The 19,770-nt window shown below is 39.9% G+C and carries 20 protein-coding genes and 1 tRNA gene; 3 read left to right on the forward strand and 18 right to left on the reverse strand.

Annotation, left to right across the window (positions count from 1 at the left end):
- Nucleotides 1–34 precede the first annotated feature (34 nt).
- From LV85_RS02325 to LV85_RS02345, 5 genes are all read right to left on the reverse strand, one after another.
- Complete coding sequence (locus tag LV85_RS02325) at nucleotides 35–496, reverse strand: ExbD/TolR family protein (RefSeq protein ID WP_111316589.1); 462 nt, start codon at nucleotides 494–496, stop codon at nucleotides 35–37.
- Between the two features lies 1 nt (nucleotide 497).
- Nucleotides 498–1,133 (reverse strand): ExbD/TolR family protein, encoded by a 636-nt coding sequence (locus tag LV85_RS02330; protein ID WP_111316590.1) that lies wholly within the window; start codon nucleotides 1,131–1,133, stop codon nucleotides 498–500.
- Between the two features lies 1 nt (nucleotide 1,134).
- On the reverse strand, nucleotides 1,135–1,464 hold the full coding sequence (locus tag LV85_RS02335) for a hypothetical protein (protein WP_111316591.1): 330 nt from the start codon (nucleotides 1,462–1,464) through the stop codon (nucleotides 1,135–1,137).
- Nucleotides 1,465–1,517: 53 nt separating this feature from the next.
- Complete coding sequence (locus LV85_RS02340) at nucleotides 1,518–2,324, reverse strand: MotA/TolQ/ExbB proton channel family protein (protein WP_111316592.1); 807 nt, start codon at nucleotides 2,322–2,324, stop codon at nucleotides 1,518–1,520.
- 607 nt (nucleotides 2,325–2,931) lie between these two features.
- Nucleotides 2,932–4,584 carry a glycoside hydrolase gene (locus LV85_RS02345; RefSeq protein WP_245942114.1) on the reverse strand — a complete coding sequence of 551 codons (1,653 nt, stop codon included), beginning with the start codon at nucleotides 4,582–4,584 and terminating at the stop codon, nucleotides 2,932–2,934.
- A gap of 577 nt (nucleotides 4,585–5,161) precedes the next feature.
- On the opposite strand from LV85_RS02345, the gene LV85_RS02350 reads away from it, so the two are divergent.
- Nucleotides 5,162–7,621: an ABC transporter permease gene (locus LV85_RS02350; protein WP_158531128.1), complete on the forward strand. Its 2,460-nt coding sequence runs from the start codon at nucleotides 5,162–5,164 to the stop codon at nucleotides 7,619–7,621.
- A gap of 340 nt (nucleotides 7,622–7,961) precedes the next feature.
- Here LV85_RS02350 and LV85_RS02355 read toward each other — a convergent pair.
- From LV85_RS02355 to LV85_RS02390, 8 genes are all read right to left on the reverse strand, one after another.
- A tRNA-Ser gene (locus LV85_RS02355) sits at nucleotides 7,962–8,048 on the reverse strand.
- A gap of 98 nt (nucleotides 8,049–8,146) precedes the next feature.
- Nucleotides 8,147–9,214: an asparaginase gene (locus LV85_RS02360; protein WP_111316594.1), complete on the reverse strand. Its 1,068-nt coding sequence runs from the start codon at nucleotides 9,212–9,214 to the stop codon at nucleotides 8,147–8,149.
- Complete coding sequence (locus LV85_RS02365) at nucleotides 9,211–9,987, reverse strand: TatD family hydrolase (RefSeq protein ID WP_111316835.1); 777 nt, start codon at nucleotides 9,985–9,987, stop codon at nucleotides 9,211–9,213. The genes LV85_RS02360 and LV85_RS02365 overlap by 4 nt, the downstream gene beginning before the upstream one ends.
- Entirely contained in the window at nucleotides 9,984–11,090 is a 1,107-nt protein-coding gene (locus tag LV85_RS02370; RefSeq protein WP_111316595.1) for a glycosyltransferase, read from the reverse strand. Before LV85_RS02370 ends, LV85_RS02365 begins: the two co-directional genes overlap by 4 nt.
- Entirely contained in the window at nucleotides 11,087–11,713 is a 627-nt protein-coding gene (locus LV85_RS02375; RefSeq protein ID WP_111316596.1) for a polysaccharide deacetylase family protein, read from the reverse strand. The genes LV85_RS02370 and LV85_RS02375 overlap by 4 nt, the downstream gene beginning before the upstream one ends.
- 1 nt (nucleotide 11,714) lies before the next feature.
- The gene (locus tag LV85_RS02380) at nucleotides 11,715–12,926 is read right to left on the reverse strand and encodes a PP2C family protein-serine/threonine phosphatase (protein WP_111316597.1); all 1,212 of its coding nucleotides are present in this window, start codon (nucleotides 12,924–12,926) and stop codon (nucleotides 11,715–11,717) included.
- A gap of 2 nt (nucleotides 12,927–12,928) precedes the next feature.
- The gene (locus tag LV85_RS02385) at nucleotides 12,929–13,180 is read right to left on the reverse strand and encodes a hypothetical protein (protein ID WP_111316598.1); all 252 of its coding nucleotides are present in this window, start codon (nucleotides 13,178–13,180) and stop codon (nucleotides 12,929–12,931) included.
- 33 nt (nucleotides 13,181–13,213) lie between these two features.
- Entirely contained in the window at nucleotides 13,214–14,314 is a 1,101-nt protein-coding gene (locus tag LV85_RS02390; protein WP_111316599.1) for a glycosyltransferase, read from the reverse strand.
- A 21-nt stretch (nucleotides 14,315–14,335) separates the two neighbouring features.
- Between LV85_RS02390 and ruvC the strand changes: the two genes are divergently transcribed.
- Complete coding sequence (gene ruvC / locus LV85_RS02395; protein WP_111316600.1) at nucleotides 14,336–14,911, forward strand: crossover junction endodeoxyribonuclease RuvC; 576 nt, start codon at nucleotides 14,336–14,338, stop codon at nucleotides 14,909–14,911.
- A gap of 50 nt (nucleotides 14,912–14,961) precedes the next feature.
- Here the strand turns inward: ruvC and LV85_RS02400 are convergent, their stop codons facing one another.
- Nucleotides 14,962–15,516, reverse strand: a complete 555-nt coding sequence (locus tag LV85_RS02400; protein WP_111316601.1) for an outer membrane beta-barrel protein — start codon at nucleotides 15,514–15,516, stop codon at nucleotides 14,962–14,964.
- A gap of 179 nt (nucleotides 15,517–15,695) precedes the next feature.
- On the opposite strand from LV85_RS02400, the gene LV85_RS02405 reads away from it, so the two are divergent.
- Nucleotides 15,696–16,259 (forward strand): Crp/Fnr family transcriptional regulator, encoded by a 564-nt coding sequence (locus tag LV85_RS02405; protein WP_111316602.1) that lies wholly within the window; start codon nucleotides 15,696–15,698, stop codon nucleotides 16,257–16,259.
- A gap of 17 nt (nucleotides 16,260–16,276) precedes the next feature.
- Here LV85_RS02405 and LV85_RS02410 read toward each other — a convergent pair whose 3' ends face one another.
- The 4 genes from LV85_RS02410 to LV85_RS02425 form a co-directional block, all read right to left on the reverse strand.
- Nucleotides 16,277–16,816 carry a hypothetical protein gene (locus tag LV85_RS02410; RefSeq protein ID WP_111316603.1) on the reverse strand — a complete coding sequence of 180 codons (540 nt, stop codon included), beginning with the start codon at nucleotides 16,814–16,816 and terminating at the stop codon, nucleotides 16,277–16,279.
- Between the two features lie 114 nt (nucleotides 16,817–16,930).
- Nucleotides 16,931–17,419 (reverse strand): hypothetical protein, encoded by a 489-nt coding sequence (locus LV85_RS02415; RefSeq protein ID WP_111316604.1) that lies wholly within the window; start codon nucleotides 17,417–17,419, stop codon nucleotides 16,931–16,933.
- Between the two features lie 91 nt (nucleotides 17,420–17,510).
- On the reverse strand, nucleotides 17,511–17,888 hold the full coding sequence (locus LV85_RS02420; protein ID WP_111316605.1) for a hypothetical protein: 378 nt from the start codon (nucleotides 17,886–17,888) through the stop codon (nucleotides 17,511–17,513).
- Nucleotides 17,889–18,118: 230 nt separating this feature from the next.
- Nucleotides 18,119–19,762: a PepSY-associated TM helix domain-containing protein gene (locus tag LV85_RS02425; protein ID WP_111316606.1), complete on the reverse strand. Its 1,644-nt coding sequence runs from the start codon at nucleotides 19,760–19,762 to the stop codon at nucleotides 18,119–18,121.
- Nucleotides 19,763–19,770 lie beyond the last annotated feature (8 nt).

Raw genomic sequence — 19,770 nt, forward strand, 5'->3', positions numbered from 1 at the left:
TCTGGGATAGCTTTCACATCAATTTAATGATCTATTACTTTTGAACTTTGCCTATTGAAGCATAAAGAATTCTTCTTGCATCAGCTTCTCTCAGTTCAGTCTGAACATCAGAGATAGGGCCCATTTTTACATCTCTATCAGCTTTCATGGATATAGTGATCAATCCACGATCGGCTTCAGGAAGTAAATCACGCTCTTGGTTTACCCACTGAACAATGTCAGGAGTATTCAATAACGCATCATTTGCCTGTACTCTTGGCTCAGTACCATAAAGGGCTGTATTCTTAGGCTTTCCAATGAAAATATAAGAAATAAGCGTCTTCTTCTGAAGTTTCTGAAGCTGTGTAGCTGCAGGAATCTTTTGCTCAACCAATATCTCTTGCTCTCTCAACACGGTAGTTACCATGAAGAAGAACAGAAGCATAAAGATAATATCCGGTAAAGCTGAGGTAGGTATATTTACGTCTGCTTTTGTTTTCTTTCCAAACTTTGCCATATCAATTACCTCCTATTTTATTAGGTTCTGCGATAGAAATCGCCATAGGGATTCCTTCTTTTCCTCGATCTTGAAGACTTGTTTCAGCATCGTTTTTACCAGTCAAGGCTCTATACTCATCCGTGCTAAGATTAACTCTTTGAGCATAAATATCGAAATATGCCTTCTTAGTCAAATCAAATACTTCAAGGTATTTATCATAACTAGTTCCTCGGTCAGTCTTAATAGATACAACTGCCTCTCCTGGATCATCAGATGAATCAGGGTTTCTAGCTGCCAAAGCTTTCACTGATGCAGGTAGTGAGTTATACAAGGCAATACCTTCTTCGTCTGGTGAACCAAAGTTCATAATGAACGCCTTCACATCTTCGTCTAGTCCTTCTGGACTTTCTCTGAATTCTCCTTCAACCAACAACTGATCGTTAGCATTCAAAAGAATCGTGAAGATGTTTCTCTCATTCAAATCAATCTTTGGAGGAGGGTTGTTTGGATCTAGCTTCGGAGGCAAGATATTCAAGATACCCTTATCCGATGCGATCGTAGTGGTGACGAGAAAGAAGATCAGTAGCAGGAAAGCAATATCTGCCATAGAGCCTGCATTGACCTCCGTACTCATTCTATTTTTCTTTCTAGCCATATTACTTTATCGCTTTAGTCACTTCTGTCAATACGATACTTCCAAGAGCAACGATTGCAAGAATGTAAGTGGTGATAAGCATTCCACCTACCAACTGAGATCCGCCAGGAGTCAGGTTGAAAGGAGAAGCTTCAAATTTAGGAAGTACTTCATTGCTAGAAATAGAATAGGCAATGAAGAACAATACAACTATACCGACAATTCCCACCGCAGTTTTGAGCAAGCTTTTTGGATTATCCAAAGACTTGATCAATGGCATTAATATTGCCACTACAGCTCCAACTCCGATTAGGATGTAACTTCCGTATAATAAGATGTCATAAGTATCCATAATGTAGTTTTTCTTTGAGGTTAATAAATATTAAAGTAGTACAAGCTGACGGCTTACTTGCCAGTCAATTTGTGCTTAACCAAGATATCAACCAATGAGATAGAAGCATCTTCCATGTCATTAACCAAAGAATCAATTTTAGCTACACAATAGTTGTAGAACAACTGAAGGATAATCGCAACGATCAAACCAGCAACTGTGGTCAAAAGGGCGATCTTGATACCACCTGCTACTAGAGAAGGAGAGATATCACCAGCAGCTTCAATAGAATCAAAGGCACCAATCATACCGATTACTGTACCCATGAATCCTAACATTGGAGCTAGGGAGATGAATAGAGAGATCCAAATAAGACCTTTTTCTAATCTACCCATTTCTACAGAACCGTAAGCAATAATAGATTTCTCTACCATTTCGATTCCTTCAGAGTATCTCATCAAACCTTGTGTAAAGATAGATGCGACTGGGCCTTTAGTACTTTTAGTAAGGTCCTTAGCAGCTTCTATCCCTCCAGTTTCAAGAGCATCCTCTACTTTGATCAACAATTTCTTGGTGTTGGTCGTAGAAAGATTCAGGGTGATGATTCTTTCCAAAGCAACCGCTAGACCCAAGATCAAACAGATCAATACTGGAGTCATGTAAAGAGGATCACCTTCGATGAACTTCTCTTTTACAACTTGGTGGAAACTTTGCTCCTCTGCGACGATTTCATCATCTACAATGGTGGGAGATGCAGCAGGCTGAACTGCTACTGGGGTTGTTTCTTCTTGTGCTGCAGTCTCTTCTGCGTCTTGTGCGTTAGCAAAAACAGGTGCGAATAGGATGCCTGCAAGCATGAACAAAGCGATTAACTTTCTCATAATGTGGATTTTAAATAGACTTTTGATAAAGGTTAAATGGTTTCTACTCTAGAATCGAGTTTTAAAGTTATCATTTTTTAAATTCAAAAAACAATCGACTCTTTTAGAATTTTGTGAAAAATCAGGCTTATATCTCAGGATACAGCAAGCTTTTACACGAACGGACGTATTTCCTTTTACAATAAAAAAGACGCTTATCCCCAAAACTCGATCGTAAGGTTCTTATTTTTTCGCAGAAAGAAAAATTAATTTGTACTAGTGAGCCTAGCTTTTTTCAAATTGATCAGAATATCCTGATTAATTGGTTTTTACATTTCAGGACAATCTGACAAAATTTCACACTTCTCTTTTATAGGCTCTCTTAATTTGCAGAATTTTGAGAAGAAACACACTAGCCCCCTATCGATAATTAACAAATTTTAAACTTTCACGAGTCTTTATTTTATTTTTTATAGGAGATTTTTTACTTCTATTTTTTCTAAAAAACATTATCTCTTGTTTTATTTACTAAGGATCAACGTCAGAATACTCATTAATTATTGGCCTTCTGCACCCCAAGATCTAGAATAGTCAAGCTCCATTCTTCGCACAAAAATCATCGGACATACTAATTTTCTGTCAATACCGTCATAATAGATCTAGCTGGAATAGTGACAGCTCCATCGCTGTCAGTCCTTGCTACGGATTCCAAATCCTTATCCTTGGAGGTGAGAAAAAGAGCCTTAATGGAAATTGAATTGCCATCTTCCGCCAAATTCACTTTTAGCTCTTGGTCTGAAGAATTAACAAACACCAAGACAAGCTCTCGCTGATCTATCGATTCATAAGCAGAAGCCAAAAAATCTGGGCCCTGCTGCTTTTCGTTATTTATTTCTACGGCAAGCCTCTGATAGCCTGGTCGGATAAATCTACTGTAATTACCCAGTGCCCAGAGCATTTTACTTTCATAGAACTCCCCATCTGTTTTTTGCTTATCGATGTAAATCAAACCATCCTTATAATTATAAGGTGAAATAGCAATCCACCAATGCCAGGCGCTTGCATTGGAAACCGTCAAATCATTATGAATTACTCTTGCTATATAAAGTGCTGGATCAATCCCCAAATCTCTTCCGTTCCCTTTGATTTCTCCTTCATTGCCACCCAAAATACAGTATTCGCTCATCCAATAGCTCAGGCCTTCTACCTTACCTAAGGCAGCATTTAGATTTTGACGTTGCTGTACTGCTGCTATATAAGGAGAAGTGGTGAAATAACTATGTGCTGAAATTGTACGACTCAGATGTGCTAGATCGCCAATGTAATTCGCTGACCCAGGATTGAAAAAATTGGCAATCTGTTCACCTCTCTCCTCCTTGTCGGCATTTTCGAAGAGATAATTGATTTTTCCTGCTTCGGCTACATCAATCTTTGTCGACAGCATATTTCTACTCAAAGCTTGATCCAATGCTTTGACAATGCCAGCGATTTCAAGGTTGCTAAAGGGTGTGCCTTCCTGGCCTCCATCCGACCAATCCCACTGTGGTTCATTCACCGGACTCACATAATCTACCTTCAGGCCTTTCTCACCAAGCCCTTTGATGACTTGAGCTAAGTATTCTCCGTAATCATTAAAATTCTTTTCAGCCAAATTCGATTTCCCATCCTTCGCGTAGGCTTTTCCAGTCTTGGTCATATAGACTGGAGGACTATTTGGGAAGACCAGCAATTTTTCCAGGCCAAATTCTTTCGCCGCTTTAGCAAACCAAACCTGACCAGCTTGCTTGGACCAATCGTAAGAACCATCTGCTGTTAAAAAGGATTCTGCTCTCCTCCACTCATCACGAATACCACTTTCTTGGCCCTGCTCGGTGCTTCCCGCTCCCACATTAAATCGCCACATCGAAAGCCCAATTCCTTTTGGACTTCCATCTTCATCTTCCTCTTTACTAAAAAGCAGCTCAGCAATTGCATTTTTCTTTTGATCTGGCCATAGCCCAACAAACTGAGTAGACCAAGCATCTGAAGCACCGAAGTGCTCAATCACTTGATTCCTCTCCTTGCTGAGCACATTAACCTCGATGGTATTGTCTGCAGCCATTTTCGCTTGATTCCCCTGACCTGAGCTCGGATAAGCAAATAGAACAGCAAAATTGGCTACAAGAAGTAGCTTTAACAGGAAAGCCTTCCTCTTAAAAATTATAGGTTTTTTCACAGCAGCGCCCTCATTATCAGTTGTAGTGGTAACTGTTGAGAAGTTGTTTTTAGAGAATTTCTTCATACTGCAAGATTAAAAAAGCATTTGAGATTTCATCCAATGCTGATTTACTAATCTAGGACTAAGGCTTTAGATATCATAAACCAATAAAGAATCTTGTGTATCATGAAATAGGTACAAAATCGTTTGCGTCTCATAAATCGAACTTTATGAGACGCAAGCATCTCTTTTATCTCATCTGTAATACATAAAAAAGGCTTTGCATGGTTCGTGCTTTTTCAAACCTACGAATGCGCGAGAACCCAAAAACATGAAAACCTATTTATGCTCATCTAAACTTTGGCTAGTATCCTCTAACAAAAGGTGTGTAAATGGATAATTGAGACTTTGATTTAATGGATGAGTTTTTAAGACTAAAAATTGGTCTTTTTCAGCGTAGGTGACATTAGCAGAAAACCTGAATTGATATATGATTTTTCAAGGATAATTGAAAAATTGGATTTTGTACGAATACGTACATTTTTGTTCGGTCTTTTCTTCTTGATATAAAATTATTTCTCCCGTAATGCTCTTTTCTGCTTATTTGTTTTGGCATAAAAGTAGAATAACAAGGATTACTTTCATCCTAACTAAAAACAAGATGTGGAAAAACTACCTCCTAGTTGCGTATCGAAATTTTTTAAAGCATAAGGTTTTTAGTGCTATTAACCTCTTAGGTCTCGCCTTTGGAATGGCTGCATGTCTAATGATTTTGCACTATGTTCAATTTGAGTTCAGTTACGATGGTTTTCATGAAAAAGCGGATCGAATCTATCGTGTTCAGCATAATCGATATTTAGACGGAGAACTCCAATATCAAAAAGCCCAGACATTTATTCCCACAGGAGAAGCTATGATGGATGATTTTCCTGAAGTGGAAAATTATACCACGATGTTTAGGATCAGCAATGAATCTGATATTATTATGACCCACTTAACAGCCGATGGTGAAATGCTTCGATATGCGGAAAAGGAAGTTTACCATGTTAAAGGTGATTTTTTTGAATTGTTTTCTTTCCCATTAATCGAGGGAAATGAGAAAATAAAACATCTGGAGCCGCATACTGCGATGATTTCGAGATCTGCCGCATTTAAATATTTTGGAAATGAATCTGCAATAGGAAAGATTATCAGTCACAATTATGCAGAGAACTATAAAATTGTTGGTGTTTTTGAGGATATCCCTAACAACTCCCACATGAAATTTGACTTTTTGTTTGCCTGGCAGGAAGTGACAAATCAAGATAGTGGGGGTGATAGCGAGAACTGGAGAAACGACGGGTTTTATACTTTTCTGCTACTAAATTCCAGTACCGATGTTTCAGCCTTAGAAGCTAAATTCCCTTCCTTTGTTGAAAAACATATAGCTGAAAAAGCTAATAATAATCTCAGCTCGTCCTTTTCTCTTCAACCTATAACATCTATTCACTTAAATTCAAATTTACTGGCAGAAGTTGAGTCTAATAATGATTCGAAGATCGTGTATGCGCTTTTGGCTGTCGCAATTATTGTAATGCTAATTGCATGGGTGAACTTTATCAATTTGTCGGTCGCTCGGTCATTGGAAAGATCAAGAGAAGTTGGCATACGAAAAGTAATCGGGTCAGGAAAATCACAGCTCATCAAACAGTTTTTAACTGAATCACTCCTGATGAATCTTCTGGCGTTTAGCATTTCTTGTATTTTCTTGGTTTTATTGAATCCTTATATATCGCCCTTCATTGGAGGACAATCCACTTTATCACTTTTTTCTAATCCTGCTTTTCTTTTTGGGCTTGCGCTGCTTATAGTTTTTGGAAGCGTATTGGCGGGAATATACCCTGCCTTTGTCTCATCATCTTTTAAACCCATCCTTGCGCTGAAAGGCAATTATTCAATTGTTTCCAAAAGGTCTGCCTTCAGCCTTAAATACAGCCTAATAGTATTTCAATTTGTAATTTCCATTGCATTGATTGCAGCATCTATGGTTGCTTATAGACAGCTTAGCATGATGAAAAACAGTAGTCTGGGGATTGATATCGAAAGCACAATCGTGGTAAACACGCAAGCAACTTTTGGCCCTCCTGGCTCAGACTCTGTATTCACCAGAAGGCTTATTGCCTTCCGAGATAAGCTAAATGCAAATCAAAAGGTACAGGGAATTACTGCCTCGCATGATATTCCTGGAAAAGAGCACCTTTCGCTGATGCCCAACTTTAGACACGCTAAGAATCCAGATGAACTTGTCACCCTTTACTTCACTCGGATGGATTATGATTTTATCCCAACTTTTGGAGTGAATTTAATTGCAGGAAGGAATTTCATTGAAGGGGTAGACGATCAGTATTCCATGATACTGAACAAAGAAGCTGTTCAAACATTAGGTTATGAAAAACCGGAAGATGCCATAGGTCATGAAGTCAACTGGGGAAATAAAAATTTAGCAAAGGCTGAAATCGTAGGAGTTGTTGATTTTAGGGCTATTAGTTTTAAGGAAGCGAATTACCCTGTCGCTTACACTTCAACTTTTTTTCCCTACAAATATGTATCTATCAAATTTGATGAAATCAATGGAGTAAATGCACAAGAGAATGTAGCTTTAATACAGGATACCTGGAATGCAGTATTCCCTGATAAGCCATTCGAATATTTCTTTTTGGATGACTTTTTCAATAGTCAGTATCTGGCTGATCAAAAGTTTGGACAATTGCTCGGCGCATTCACAATACTGGCTATTGTTGTAGCAGGCTTAGGACTTTATGGTATTACACTTCTTAATGTGACACAGAGAATCAAGGAAGTGGGCGTTAGAAAAATTATGGGTGCCTCCGTTATCCAAATAATAGTATTACTCGCTAAACAATTCTTGGTATTAGTATTAGTGGCAGGAGTGCTATCAATCCCAATCATTAGATTTAGTATGGAAAATTGGCTAGCTAACTATCCATATCGAATACAAATATCTTGGTGGACATATATGCTTCCAATTGGTTTGATCCTGGTTATTACATGCCTTACCATAGGTTTTCAGATCCTAAAAGCATCTCTAATCAACCCTGCAAAATTGCTTAGACACGAATAGGAACGATGGTTTTCTTTACTAACTGAAAAATGATTGGAGATAAGATCCGAGTTCACCATATTCATTAGTACATATTTTAAAACCCTCGCCAAATTAAAATATCACTACGCAAATTCCCTACTGATTCAAAACAAGAAACCCTAACCATCAATTTTTCTGATAGTTAGGGTTTTTAAATGTATAGAGGAAGGGATTGCACATACGCGTAAGCATGCCGCACTGTCCCTCGCGAATCTCCCGATGGTCGATTTCAATTCCGAGGGTTCTCATTCCTTCCAAATTCATCTTGATTTAGACTAAAAAGAAAAAGCCAACTTTATTGCTAAAGTTGGCTCTAATGTAGAGAGGAAGGGATTCGAACCCTCGATACCCTCACGAGTATACACGCTTTCCAAGCGTGCGCCTTCAGCCACTCGGCCACCTCTCTAGCTTATTTTGCGATCTGCATTCCAAATCGGAGTGCAAAGGAAATTATTATTAATTCAGTTTCCAAATTATCCCGGAAAATAGCCGATGAAATTGCTTTTAAGCGCTCATCTCACCCGCTAAAGCCACCTTAAGCTTCTTGATCACATCAGCACGATTGTTTTCCTGCCCCAGCAAAAACATTAATTTGGTAACGGCGGCCTCGGTAGTCATATCTGTACCGCTGATTACACCTACATTCAACAGCTCTTTACTAGTCTCATATCGACCTTGTATCACCCTACCACCATTGCATTGGGATACATTCAATATGATAATCCCCTTTTTTATGGCTTTCTGAAGGGAATCCATAAACCAATCCTCACTCGGGCTATTTCCAGAGCCATAAGTTTCCAATACAATCGCTTTAAGCCCTTTGATATTAAGTGTGGCATCAATCACATTCTGAGATATGCCAGGAAATAATTTGAGAATCAAAACATTATTATCCAGGGAGTTTCGAGTCACCAATTTCTTATGTGATTCCAATGGACGAATAGCCTGTGTATTGTAATCAATTACAATTCCCGACTCCGCCAATGGCGGATAATTCTCAGATTCAAAGGCATCAAAATGTACACTTTGCACCTTTTTGGATCTGTTCCCACGAAGTAATAAATGATTGAAGAAAATACAAACCTCAGGCACTATAGGCTCTCCATTGATTTTTGCGGTAGCGATTTCTAAGGAAGTCATCAGGTTTTCACGTGCATCTGATCGCATCGCTGAGATAGGCAACTGTGCCCCTGTGAAAATCACAGGCTTGTTCAAACCTTGCAGCATATAGCTTAGCATAGAGGCAGAGTAGGCCATGGTATCTGTACCATGAAGGACGACAAAGCCATCATAGCTATCGTAATTTTCATAGATAATATAGGCCATATCTTTCCAGTGACTCATGGAGACATTAGAAGAATCTATCGGCTCAGGAAAAGAAATCACAGTAATGGCAATATCCATGCTGTAGAGAATTGGGATCTTCTCCAGAATCTGCCCGAAATTAAACGGCACCAGTGCCCCGCTATCGTCATAGGCCATTCCCAGTGTGCCTCCGGTATATATGATAAGTACCGAAGAAGTTTTACTGGTGCGAAGTGCAGTATTTAAACGAACTATTTTATAATTCATGATCCAATCTCTCGGAAAAGGTTAAGGGCATTTTGTTTGGTTTTCAGAGCTACTTCCTCTTTCGAGAGCTGTAGGTAATCTCCGATTTTCTCTGCAATAATCGGTAAATACGCCGGAGAGTTCCTTTTCCCTCGAAATGGAACAGGAGCAAGGTAGGGAGCATCAGTTTCTAACACCAAGTGCTCAATGCTGATTTCAGGGATTACTTTGTCCAAGCCCCCATTTTTGAAGGTAGCTACTCCGCCTATTCCCAGCAGAAAACCCATATCAATAATCTGTTTTGCCTGATCCAGGTTCCCGTTGAAGCAGTGGAAGATTCCTTTAAGTTTGCCATCAAGCTCCTCCTTCACTATAGCAATTGTTTCATCCATCGAATCTCTACAATGCAGCACAATTGGTAAATCCCTATCCTTTGCCCAGCCAATCTGAATCCTCAAGGCTTCTTTTTGCTGCTCAAAAAATGTTTTGTCCCAGTATAGGTCCAAGCCTATTTCTCCTACCGCTGCAAAGGGACGTCTATTGAGCCAGTCTTCCATGACTACCAATTGTTCTTGGAAATCCTCTTTTACATCACAAGGATGAAGTCCCATCATAGGAATACACAAACCAGGATATCTTTCTTCGCAAGCCAGCATAGCGTCTATCGTCGATACATCCACATTTGGCATGTAAACTCGCTCTATACCAGCATCTCTGATATCCTGAATTACCTGATCCCGATCGGAATCAAATTTAGTGGAATAAATATGTGCGTGGGTCTCTATGTAATTCATGGGTATCTTCTGGATTTCCATTTCGTCTTGGAAGGCCAAAAATAGTAAAGAATAGTAAGGACGGTGGTATGGAAATTATAAAAATCAAAAACTAACAAGGACAGCCAGCTACTTTTCACCCCCACTTTGCGCGTTAATCCAATAAGAAAAATTCCCTGCAAAAGTATTTTGAGCAGAGCCAAAGAGAGCCCAAGTACCGGATCAAGTACCACAAAATAGATCAGTCCTACAAAATACCCGAATTGCAGTCCTAATACCAACTTCCAATAAAAAGGCAAGGTCATCACACCGCTCATCCATCTCTTCCGCTGATCTAGCAAATCCCGAAAATTGTGTTCTGCTTTTGTCAATGCCAGCATTCCTGGACTTACATGATGTGCTATTTTAAATCCTTCGCGCTGAATCGCCCTAGAGATTTCCAGATCTTCTGTTAGGCAAAAAGGCAATTTCATAAAGCCACCTGACTGTTGATAAGCCGCTCTACTAATCACCATATTATTCCCCAAACCAGTAGTCTGAATATTTAAATCCGTTGCTACTTTCACAAAACCAAGCGTCAGCCACCAATCGATCTCTTGAAATTTCTCCAAGGTAGTCATTGCTTTGACCTGAGTAATGCCAATCACCAAACCTACATTTTCAGTAAATGCCCCAACTCCCTCCATGATCCAATTTGGGTTTACTTCACAATCAGCATCAGTGAAAAAGTAATATTCCCCACGGGCTTTTTCTCCCAAAATTGCCAAGGCATTTGCCTTTCCATTTTCGTTATACAAGGCTGTTTGAGAAGCAACTACAGTTAGAAAGCTTCGATTTGGGTTCTTCGCACACCAGTTCTCCAAAATTTCAGCTGTATTATCTGTACTTTGATCGTTGGCAAATAAAAACCGGATACGACTTGCAGGATAATTCAATTGCTCAAAAGACCTTAAGAGTTTGGGAAGATCAACCGCCTCATTTCTTACAGCTACTAGAACTGACACAGTCGGCAATTCATCGAAGTCAGATCTATGCTGTTTCCAGAAAAAATTGATCCTAAGGATAGCAAAGACAAACTGGAAGAGAATTAATCCAACTATCCCGATTCCCAACCAGACTATCATAACACAGCCGTTTTCCAGCCATTTTCCAATATGAAATCTAAGTATTGCGGCAAAATTTTAGGCAAAAGCTCCTTGGTCTTTAATTGATCATGAAAGAGGACAATCGAGCCCTCTTTGGTATGCCGGATAGATTTACTCAAAACTTTCTCTGATTTCAGCTTATGATCATAATCCCCAGAGAGCATGTTCCACATCACTATCTGATGGAACTTCGAAATCTCCGCTGCCTGGCTTGATTTGACCAAACCATAAGGCGGACGAAATAACTTTGGCTTCATTCCTACCACATCTTCCAGCATTCTATCACAGCGTTCGATATTATCCAGATAAATTGACTTTTCGGTTTTCCAACCATTGAGGTGATTGTAGGTATGGTTGCCAATCGCATGACCTGCACTTATGATTTCTTGAGCCAGCTCGGGGTACTTCCGCACATTATCTCCCACCACAAAAAATGTAGCCTTCTGATTTCTTTTCGCTAATTGCTGCAACACATAATCCGTAACTCCCGGTACTGGCCCATCGTCAAAAGTCAGGTAAACGGTATTTTCACCAGCGTCCTTCCGCCATATCCTATCAGGAAAAAGTCGCTGAACTAGAGCTGGGACGGTATGCCAAATCATACTATTGAAATCTTAAACTCAGTAAAGTCAAATCATCCCGCAAAGGCACATCCTTCGAAAATTGCTTGATTTTCTTTAAGAATTTCCGATGAAAATCATCCGGGTCCAAGTCCATGTTCTTGTCTACAAACTTCTCCAAGCGCTCCTCTCCAAACTCCTCTTCAGCTGGGTTCATCGCTTCTGTCAAGCCATCGGTATAGAGATGTAGGGCAAAATCTTTGAGATGTTCTCGTTTTCCGATTTCCAGAAAAGGTAATTCATCGAAAGCTCCCAAAATTGTAGTCCCAGCATGCAAATTCTCACATTTCCCGGTTTCCTCTCTACAAAGCAAGGGAGGGTTATGCCCAGCATTGACATAGGTAAGTTCGCGGGTTTTGAAATTGAAGTGCCCTAGAAAAAAAGTAATAAATCGTTCTCCATTCGTATTTTCGAACAGGGTATAATTGAGTTGTTTCACCACCATTTCCAGATTGGCATCACTACGCAAAAGTGTCCGCAAAGCCGCTTGAAAATTAGACATTAGCAGTGCTGCAGAAATCCCTTTGCCCGAAACATCCGCAATACAGAAGTACACCTCATCCTTGGACTTTCGGATCAGATCGTAATAATCACCACCGACCATGCTATGTGGTAAATAGGTCACTTTGGCCTTCAACTCCTTGTCAGTAGGAAGCTCCGCGGGAAAAAGCATTTGCTGCACCTGCGAGGCTATTGCCACTTCCCTATTCAAAATTTCCTGTTCTAATTGCTTTCTGGCAAATCGCTTATTCTCCAAAGCCACCACCAGGATATTCGTCAAAGCCTGGGTAAAGTTCAAGTCCAGTTCCAAACTCTGATCCTTTCTCCTCAAAAAGAGAATGGCGAGCATCTTATCCTTATGATAAACTGGCAAATAGGTTTCGAGCTCTTCAAAAGAATATTCCTCCTCCAGCTCTAGTCTCAGTTCACCCGTAGATTTCTCGTCTACCACTTGACTTGCGGCTATCAGCATCGGCACATTCCCTTTCACGCCATGAGAGATCTTGTTTTCAAAAGCCCCTTCCTTCGCCACGTAGAGTATCAGTGCTTTTATATTCAAATGCACTAGACAGGTGAATTTGAATATATTAAGCAATATTGCTTCAGACTGATTTTCATTAATCGCCTGAGTAATTTCGAGCAAAGACTTCAGCTGAAGCTCCTTACGTTGATATTTATGTATTTCAGTGGTCAATGCTATAGTGTATTATGTGCCATCAGCCCATTTTTTGTTGCCAAAAAATATAAGCCTTTTCCTTCTTTCAAAATATCAGTTGCTCCAAATCGCTCTTTATCGGGATCATCCAGACATTTGATATAGCCCTGTGAATAAAGCTTTTGCAAAGTTTTCAATAGCAAATCATCTTCCCAGCCCAAGGTTTCCAAAAGATATCCATAAGGCTGCACGAAATAAAGCTCGTCCATCAAGTCAAATTCCTCGTCGTTCATGTTCTAGTTTTCAAATTCTAAATTAACACTTCTCTAGTTCTCCCTACCCTTCCAAGTAAACTTTCCGCGCAAAGCTCCTATCCCAACTCGCATGACATAGAATGGGTGAACAAAGGAAGTCTGAAATAGCATCAAAGTACTCGGTTGGCTCCCCAGACTTTTCAACACTTTGCCCAAGCTGATTTTTTCACCAAAGACTTTGATTAACCAGACTAAGCCGAAGGCCAAGATTCCTTTTCCCCCGAGGGACATCAGGGAAATACTACCTATCCAAACCAACTGTATCAAAAACGCTAAACTGGCGGATATCGCATGTGAAGCAGAAAAATGTACCTTCCATTTACTTGCCCAGCGCACACGCTGATTGATTAATGTCTCCCAAGTTGACTCTGGCTTTGTTCTGACCAATGTCTCCACTGAGGACAAATAAAAGCAGGCATCCTTTCCATAGGCTTTGCAGATTTTCTTCAATAGAAACTCATCATCACCTGATGCAAATTCCAGATTTCCTTCATATGCATTTACTTCCCAAAAAGCAGATTTTCTATACGCCAAATTAGCCCCACTGCACATCAGAGGGGATTGTGTAGCAAAATAATAATTAGTCATCAGCAAAATACTCGACCAATCTATGGATTGGAATTTCTCTAAAAACCCAGCTTTCTCCTCCACCATAACAGCTCCCGCCACCAACTGCACATTAGGATTTTGAAAGGGCAGCACCATCTTTTCTACCCAAAACTCAGGAAAAACACAATCTGCATCTGTGCACAAGATGATTTCTCCCACTGCTATTTGCACACCATATTCAATGGCAGACTTTTTCCCCTTGCTTGGACTCCTTAGAACTTGGACATGTTGATAGTCTTCGAAACTCTTTTCCAATAGCTGAAATGAATCATCTTCAGACTGATCATCCACCAACAGAATTTCAAGATTGGGGTACCTGAGCCGCTTCAGATTCAAACTCAACCTGGCGACATTCTTTGCCTCATTTCTAAAGGGTACTATAAGCGTCAAGTCAGGAGAGAAATCCTTAGCGAGGGCGAAATCCTCTTTTTCTTGCCAAAATCTACTCATCCACCAAAGCAAAGTGCAGTAACTCAGAGACCAGATCAGATAAAAACTTAGCATGTTTTGGGCTAACTTGCGAGGGTGAGCAAAGAACAAGAAAAAGCAGCAAAGGAAAAAATCATCTTAGGCATAGATCCCGGCACCAATGTGATGGGTTATGGCGTGATTTTGACCGAAGGCAAAAAGTACAAGCTACTTCAATACGGTGTAATTCATCTCAAAAAGTATGAAACGCATGAGTTGAAGCTCAAGAAAATTTTTGAACGAATTACGGGGATTTTAGAGGAATTTATGCCTGACAGCGTAGCCTTGGAAGCTCCTTTCTTTGGCGTCAATGTACAATCCATGCTCAAACTCGGGCGGGCACAAGGCGTAGCCATGGCAGCGGCTTTGGCAAGAGGTATACCTATCACGGAGTATTCCCCAAAAAAAGTAAAGCAATCCGTCACAGGGAATGGTAATGCTTCCAAAGAACAAGTGGCAGCTATGCTTCAGACACTTTTCAATATTACTGAGCTACCTAAAATGCTGGATGCTACGGATGCTTTGGCGGTGGCTCTTTGTCATCATTTTCATGATGGAAGAATTCAGACCAAAGGGAGAAATGCGGGCTGGAAATCTTTTATTCAAGAAAACCCAGATCGGTTGAAAAAATAAAAACCCGGCACAAACCGGGTTTTTAATAATTATATCAAGTTGAAATTTACTTAGAAATCAAATCCTAAAGAGATCTTCAACACATTATTCTTAACATCCTGATTGTAGTAATTGACACTCTGGAATCCAATATCATAACTCACCTGGGCATTCAGTCCTAAGGGTAAATTAGCACCCAATCCTACCACTCCAGAAATATCATAACCTTTGATAGGGTCCATGCTCGTATCCGAACTTCCATCTTCATATTCCAATTTTCTAGACACCAAGACAGAACCCTGTGGACCTGCAAAAACATTAAGAAATGGTAGAAAATTAACGCGAACCAAAACAGGTATGTCAACATAATTCAGTCGATCTTGTTTGACCACTGGAGCAATCTGAGACTCATTTCGAGTATGTCCTTTTTGGGAATAGTAAACGCCTGGTTCTACCGAAATAAAGCCTAAATCTTTTCTGAAATATGCACCTGCATGAAAACCTCCGATTGCATCAGAATCAAAGTCAGAGAAATTAGCTCCGCTATAACCTGCGCGAACACCAAATTGAGCCTGAGCAGTCCCGAAGAAGCCAAGTGCAAATATGAATACCAAAAGTTTTTTCATAAAATATTAATTAGTTAGTAGATGTTATTTAGTATTATTCAAGAGTTTAAAGATTAAAAGCTGAGATATTTCCACTTATTATGTGACTGTTCCTTCACTTCTATTTAAATTAACTGGGCAAAACTAAAGGATAGATTATAAATTACCAGTCGCCACCAAAACTTTTTAGTAACTAACAAATGGAAAATTTCTCAAGCCTATTCAGCAAATTCCCTACCATAAGTGACGAAGCAAAGGCAGCTTTTGCAAATCACCTAGAAGAATTTGAAGTTGATAAAGGTTTTTTATTGGAAAAAGAAGGTCAAGTAAGCAAGTATCTCTACTTCGTATCCGAAGGATCAGCAAGGAGCTATTACATCCGCGAAAACCGTGATATCACGGTCTCATTCACACTAGATGAAGAATTTGTAACAGCCATGCATTCCTTTATCACTAGGAAGCCATCATACGAAAATATCGAAACGATGGAGAAAAGTAAGGTCTTCAAAATCTCTTATGATAATCTTCAGGCCTGTTTTATAGATTTCCCAGAATTAGAACGAGCCTACCGGATGATTTTGGAACAATACTACATTGTCCTCGAAGAGCATCAAATATTCAACAAATTCAAAACAGCTAGGGAAAGATACCTCGAACTGATGCAGTACCGACCAAAAGTAATCCACAAGGCATCTGTAGGACAAATTGCCTCATTTCTAGACATGACTATTGAAACCCTCAGCAGAATCCGAGCAAAAATTTAATATCTCAAACTGCTCCCCTAAGATCCACTTCCCTTAAATTGATCTTCCTTGTAAGCAAACAGCACATTAAAAGTTGTCAGTGAGCCGTATGCCCTGGTGATGTATTGTTGCAAATGCACTCGATCTTCATCATCCAGCTTTGGATGATTATTAATGTTTTGTTCTAGCACCCTTAGCTTTTCTCGCACCATCACAATTTTATGGAAGAAAGCAGACATTGGGACCTCCTTAGCTTGAAGAGACGGGTCATTGGGCTTGAAAACCACATTTCCTCCCATCCATTTCCCTCCCAAAGGCACAATCGGCGCTCGCTCAGAAGTCTGAATTAAGGCTTCTCGGATAGCTTTCTCCACATCTTTCATCGTCAGCATAGGAAAGTCAGGGACTTTGGCTTCATCTATTGTGAATCCCTCATAATCTCGAGCGAGCGTTTTGACTTCCTCATTGTTGTAAAAATAAATTTTGTAATAGGTATCGTCCACAGAAAGGATCATTCCTGTGCCGAATTTCGGATGTACCAATTTGCTCCCTGGAGCTAGTTCAGATGCTTGTGCCATTATATATAAAAAAGGTTTAGGCAACCAAAATAAGGAATTTTGGAATAATTGAACGGAGAGAATTGAAATCCTTCTAAAAAAAGAATAGGAGGCCTTTTGCCTCCCATTCTAGAATTAATTCTTCAAGTCATTTATCCTTTTAGACCAGGTTTGGGCAAGCTCCCACTCGTTGATTATATAATCATTCTTCTCCTCATCATAAAGTTCCACTTCAAATGGCTTCATATGCTCATCAAATTGATCCAGCACCAAGCTGATTTTATTGATAATCTGACGCTTTACTTTGCCTTCCTTAATTTCCCGGAAATTTCTGATTGGGCGACACAATCTTACTTTCCCCAAATCGAATTTATGCACCTGAACATCTTTCTCTAGGATATTCAGAAAGAGTAGCTGGCTATTGTGTTGGTCTAAACCTATACAATAAGTTTCACGCCAAGTCTCAAAATCACTAGTATTTAAATGGCTTACCTGTGCCTCGGACTTGAGTCTCTCCTTCAGCAGATTAGCCTTATTCTTTTGTTTGTAATGATTTATAATTAATGGTAGACATACCATTGCGATCAAGAAGATCGACACAATTATCACTGTTAGTTCGCTCATTATTTTTAGATATGTAAAATGGAATATCAATCCTACCTGGCTTGGAGAAGTCTGGAGGATTTTGCAATGTCAACTAAAATTGCAATCCGTTTTACCAGAAATAATGAAAGGGGAAAATGATCTTGGCGGCAGTCAAGGCACCATACACCGGAGTACTCAAAAAAGATATGTTTAAAATCTCTCCTTCAGAAATTCTAAACTGTGGTTTGAAAATAGATGAAAAAAGAACTGGCCAATGCCCCGTATTTGAAAGCCAATCATCATTGGATCCTTGCCTACTTATTCTATTCCAATCAGGATTGACACAATGATGAAAATCAGAAAAATTAGTGTCAGACTTCGTAACAGTATAATAGTCTCTATCCCCAAATTCACTCGCAAATACCCGCTCACCTAGCCCTGTAGATGGCAAAACCACCCAAAGAAGGAGATAATAAAAGAGGTAAATAAGAGAATTAAGTTTTTTCATAGTATTTCGAGAGGCTGATTCATCTCATCAAAACGGAGTACAAAAATAAAGCAAATGCGGCATCATTCCGTTCCATTTTATCAAAAAATACATTGTCTTGGTGCTAGTGTAATTAAAAATCTGGCCAATTCCATTACAAATTGAACTACAAACACATACTCGCTAAAGACACCTTTCAAAATAAAAAGAAGTTGGCGAAGCCTGAATCATCACTCCGCCAACTAAAAAAATCAACCCACTGCTACTGCCGATTTCCTTCTTGGAGCTGTCGTTTTGCCAGGTTCTTCCTCGGCTTTCTTTAGTTTCATTTTTAGTCCAATCAAAATCGCAGAAACGGATATAACCAGCCAAAGTGCATCTATCAGGAATATATCCGTCTGTCCATTTCTCAGTGTAATCCACAGCCAGTTTCCTGAGATCAAACCATTCATGAGAGGCACACCTAGTCCGATGATTCCTCCAAGAATCATGGTGAATTTATTGGTAACAGCGTTGTTGCGGAGGAAAGTAAAAATCAACGTCAATGCCAACCATGACCAGAAAAAAGTCTGAAAAATAAAGGTAGATCGATCTGCCACAGGGTCCTGCAAGCCGACTTTGATCATCACAAATGTAAATGCCGTGGCAGGAAACATACTCAGACAGCCCCCCAAATAGAACCAAACTAACCAAGCGTTGAACTTCCTTTTTATCGGAGACACATGTTTTTTGTCCCGAGCCACTAGCCAGATCATTACGCCTGAGACAATCACAAAGCAGGTCAATAAACCGAGTGCAAAGTAAATCAGCTTCAAGCCTTTGCCTCCAAAGTCACCAAAGTGCAATCTCAAAATCACAGCTCTCGCTCCATCGAGATAAGATACTTCTTGAAATGGGCTCTTCTCAACCACTATTTCTCCATCAGCAACTCGGTAAGTAATCGTCCCCGAGCTGGCAAATTTCTTATCATAATCAGACTTTCCAGTAAACTGCACATGCATATTTTCATCGCCATAGTTGAAAATACTCGCATTGTGCACATGAAACTCAGGCCACTTCTCTTTGGTCTGCGCGAGTAATCCATTCACGGAAAAATCTCTTTCCAGTGGCTTGCCTACAAACTCATACTTGGGAGGATTGAAGCCAAAATCGTCGTATGCTTTCTCCTGGTTCCCCTCATAAGCGTAACTGATAATCGCTGGTGACATAATCGTCAAGCCCACTATGATATAAACTCCTGTGAGTGCAAACATGAATTGGTAGGGCAAACCTATAATCCCCAAAGCCGTGTGTGCATCTGTCCAGAGATTTTTGATGCTGTTGTTTGGGCGAAAGATGTAAAAGTTGCTGATGATCTTTTTCCAATGAACTATCACTCCCGTGATCACTGCGAAAAGAAAGAAAAAAGCGATAATTCCAGCCAGCAAATAACCTGACCTGCCATAGAAATTCAGCTGTGCAAAAAAGTGAAGTCTGTACAGGAATTCCCCAAAGGAATAGGATTCCTGATAATCATAAGTCTTCAGATCCTGCGTATTCATATAGAAGAAATTACCTCGACCTCCACGCCCTCTTCTACCCTCTCCCTCTTTTACCACAGCATCTTTGGGTGCAGAAATAGTTACGCCTGTACGCTGCTCATCGTAATATTGATTGAATACAAGGTCTGTTTTGGCAATTCCTTTTCTTGCCTGAAGCGTATCCAGTACAAGATCAAAATCCATTTCCTGCAGCGCCCATCCTTCAGAAATCGACTCATTCCGCTCCCAACTGATAATTTCATCCCTGAAAAAAGAGAATGATCCTGCGAAGAAAATCACATACAAAGCCACACTGATGATAATCCCAGAAATTGTGTGCGTGTGAAATAAAATATTGTAAATCCTGTTGCTCATAAGTTCTG

Origin of the sequence: Algoriphagus chordae (assembly GCF_003254055.1) — a bacterium.
Lineage (GTDB): Bacteria > Bacteroidota > Bacteroidia > Cytophagales > Cyclobacteriaceae > Algoriphagus > Algoriphagus chordae.

Coding starts and splice junctions, on each gene's coding strand:
- LV85_RS02420 (WP_111316605.1), bottom strand. CDS start 17,888: ATGAAAAAACTTAATTCTCTTATTTACCTCTTTTATTATCTCCTTCTT.
- LV85_RS02325 (WP_111316589.1), bottom strand. CDS start 496: ATGGCAAAGTTTGGAAAGAAAACAAAAGCAGACGTAAATATACCTACC.
- LV85_RS02410 (WP_111316603.1), bottom strand. CDS start 16,816: ATGGCACAAGCATCTGAACTAGCTCCAGGGAGCAAATTGGTACATCCG.
- LV85_RS02360 (WP_111316594.1), bottom strand. CDS start 9,214: ATGAATTATAAAATAGTTCGTTTAAATACTGCACTTCGCACCAGTAAA.
- LV85_RS02330 (WP_111316590.1), bottom strand. CDS start 1,133: ATGGCTAGAAAGAAAAATAGAATGAGTACGGAGGTCAATGCAGGCTCT.
- LV85_RS02405 (WP_111316602.1), top strand. CDS start 15,696: ATGGAAAATTTCTCAAGCCTATTCAGCAAATTCCCTACCATAAGTGAC.
- LV85_RS02370 (WP_111316595.1), bottom strand. CDS start 11,090: ATGATAGTCTGGTTGGGAATCGGGATAGTTGGATTAATTCTCTTCCAG.
- LV85_RS02425 (WP_111316606.1), bottom strand. CDS start 19,762: ATGAGCAACAGGATTTACAATATTTTATTTCACACGCACACAATTTCT.
- LV85_RS02415 (WP_111316604.1), bottom strand. CDS start 17,419: ATGAGCGAACTAACAGTGATAATTGTGTCGATCTTCTTGATCGCAATG.
- LV85_RS02390 (WP_111316599.1), bottom strand. CDS start 14,314: ATGCTAAGTTTTTATCTGATCTGGTCTCTGAGTTACTGCACTTTGCTT.
- LV85_RS02350 (WP_158531128.1), top strand. CDS start 5,162: ATGTGGAAAAACTACCTCCTAGTTGCGTATCGAAATTTTTTAAAGCAT.
- LV85_RS02400 (WP_111316601.1), bottom strand. CDS start 15,516: ATGAAAAAACTTTTGGTATTCATATTTGCACTTGGCTTCTTCGGGACT.
- LV85_RS02340 (WP_111316592.1), bottom strand. CDS start 2,324: ATGAGAAAGTTAATCGCTTTGTTCATGCTTGCAGGCATCCTATTCGCA.
- LV85_RS02375 (WP_111316596.1), bottom strand. CDS start 11,713: ATGATTTGGCATACCGTCCCAGCTCTAGTTCAGCGACTTTTTCCTGAT.
- LV85_RS02365 (WP_111316835.1), bottom strand. CDS start 9,987: ATGAATTACATAGAGACCCACGCACATATTTATTCCACTAAATTTGAT.
- LV85_RS02335 (WP_111316591.1), bottom strand. CDS start 1,464: ATGGATACTTATGACATCTTATTATACGGAAGTTACATCCTAATCGGA.
- LV85_RS02385 (WP_111316598.1), bottom strand. CDS start 13,180: ATGAACGACGAGGAATTTGACTTGATGGACGAGCTTTATTTCGTGCAG.
- LV85_RS02345 (WP_245942114.1), bottom strand. CDS start 4,584: ATGAAGAAATTCTCTAAAAACAACTTCTCAACAGTTACCACTACAACT.